The sequence below is a fragment of the Moorena sp. SIO3I6 genome (assembly GCF_010672095.1).
On record NZ_JAAHHU010000752.1, the window covers coordinates 1 to 2,290 of the forward strand.

The window sequence follows — 2,290 nt, forward strand, 5'->3', positions numbered from 1 at the left end:
ATTGTTGAAGTTGGCTCTTATAAAGGAAGGTCTACGGCAGCTATGGCGTTTGCCTGTGTAGGGACTAATCGCAAGATCTACTGTATTGATCCATGGATAGGGCAATGTCACGACATACCAGAAAAGACTGCCTTTGAGGTCTGGAAAGAAAACATTGATAAATACCAACTGGCTCCCTATATCAAATCTTTTCAGGGATATTCTTTAGAAATTCTGAAGCGTTGGGGTGAATTAACTGGAGACAAGACGATTGACTTCGTATTTATTGATGGTTCTCATGAATACGTAGATGTGCTTACGGATTTTGGGTTATTATTACCCCTTATGAAAGTTGGGGGATGGATGGCTTTTCATGATGTTGTTGAGACTTGGCCTGGATCCGACTATGTATGGCATGATATTGTAAAATTTCGTCTTACAGACCACGAGTACTCAACGACCCTTGCCTGTGGTCGAGTGAAAACGACTCAAGAACTATCTGAGGAGTTACAAGAGCTTCATGAGTTGCGGACATTGCTAGTTCAATCACAACAGCTTAAAGATAGCGGAAGCCTAGAATTGCAAAAAACTAAAACTAAACTTCAAGAAACTCAAGACCAATTACAACAAACTCAAAACCAATTACAACAAACTCAAGACCAATTACAACAAACTCAAAACCAATTACAACAAACTCAAAACCAATTACAACAAACTCAAGAGCAATTACAAAACACCCAAGTAGAGCTAGTTCAATCCCAACAGCTTCAAGAGAGTAAAAGTAAAGAACTTCAACAAACTCAATACGAATTACACCACACCAAACTAGAAGTGGCGGCCATGAAGACCAGTAAGTTTTGGAAAATGCGATCGCTTTGGTTTAAATTCAAAGGGTTGGTTGGTCTCCCAATAGATAATCAATAAAATTTTCAATAATTAACGTCGAAAAAATCGTTGCAGTCGTTTGTAATTTGACTCGGGCAGAGCCTTTCCCTCACATCCCAATGCCAGTTCACTCAGGTTCACTGTCTTTACTTTCAGCAATGCCAGCTTGAACTTGGCTAGAAACGAAACTCTCGCTCCGTGCCATCCCACATGGGGTTGGAGGGCTTTCTTCAATTCGCCCTTATTAGTTCATGGGGTTTGATATCACTCTCTTAAATTCGGATCAAACCCCATCCTGCTCTTCTTTTCAACCTTTTTCTTCTGTACTGAAGTGATGGGTAGACTTTTTGCAGGAAAACATGTACTCTAACTTATTAGTTTTTCATAGTCTGAGAGGAAATAAATGGGACTCTCAAAGCTCTCACCGCCAAAACAGTCTCTAAATCAGTCTCTAATTACTGACTTGACTGATAGGAGAAATCTAGTCATTGTCATTCCTTCATTTAATGACTGGGAAGCTCTGGAAAAGCTACTGCTGCTTATTGATGAGATTATTATTCCTCAAGGCACCAATTTAGAAGTTGTCATTGTTGATGACTATTCAACTATGCCCATCCCACATTCACTGACTCATCAAGAACATCGCCAGATTCGAGCAGTTAATATCCTTCGACTTCGCCGCAACCTTGGTCACCAGAGAGCGATAGCGGTTGGGTTGTCCTATGTATATAGCCACTCAGACTGCGACTGGGTTGTGGTGATGGACGGTGATGGGGAAGATAATCCCTTTGCCATAGAGCACCTCCTGAATGTCTCGGACAAGACAGGTAACAATAAAATAATTTTTGCTAAGCGCAGTAAGCGCTCTGAAAGCTACACATTTAAGTTTTTCTATTTCATTTACAAAAAGCTTTATCTCCTGCTTATAGGGAAAGAAATTAGCGTCGGTAATTTCAGTTTATTACCTGCTTATTTATTGAAGAACGTCGTAGTGATTTCAGAAATTTGGAATCATTACTCATCAGGCATTTATCGCTCTCGAATTCCCTATCTTGAAGTAGATGTGCCCCGGGCAAAGCGACTAGCTGGGCAGCCCAAGATGAACTTAGTGTCCCTCGTGACACATGGCTTGAGTTCTATTGCAGTGTACGGAGATATTGTCGGGACCAGAATCTTATTAAGTGTTGTAGTTTTATTAGTTATTTTATTGTTGCTCTTAGGCTCAGTTGTGCTGATTAGAGTCTTTACCGATTGGGGGATACCAGGCTGGGCCACCTACGTGTCGGGTTTATTAGTTCTATCTATGTTCCAACTTGTCTTAATCGGCAGGGCTATTTCATTCTAAATATAAACAAGATCTGGTATAATATATCCCAAATTTCGTCTAATCCATCTACTACTGTGTCTCAAATCCCAATTATAGAAG

Annotated in this window: 2 protein-coding genes and 1 pseudogene; 2 read left to right on the forward strand and 1 reads right to left on the reverse strand. The window is 40.3% G+C overall.

The window, feature by feature from the left end; genetic code table 11:
- A partial coding sequence (locus F6K49_RS42255; RefSeq protein ID WP_293107325.1) for a class I SAM-dependent methyltransferase occupies nt 1-903 on the forward strand: 903 nt, incomplete at its 5' end.
- Between the two features lie 18 nt (nt 904-921).
- Here F6K49_RS42255 and F6K49_RS42260 read toward each other — a convergent pair.
- Nucleotides 922-1,098 (reverse strand): annotated as a pseudogene (locus F6K49_RS42260) (IS4 family transposase); the annotation flags it as partial.
- Nucleotides 1,099-1,267: 169 nt separating this feature from the next.
- Between F6K49_RS42260 and F6K49_RS42265 the strand changes: the two are divergent.
- A complete protein-coding gene (locus tag F6K49_RS42265) occupies nt 1,268-2,209 on the forward strand; it encodes a glycosyltransferase (protein ID WP_293107330.1) in 942 nt (313 codons plus the stop codon).
- Nucleotides 2,210-2,290 lie beyond the last annotated feature (81 nt).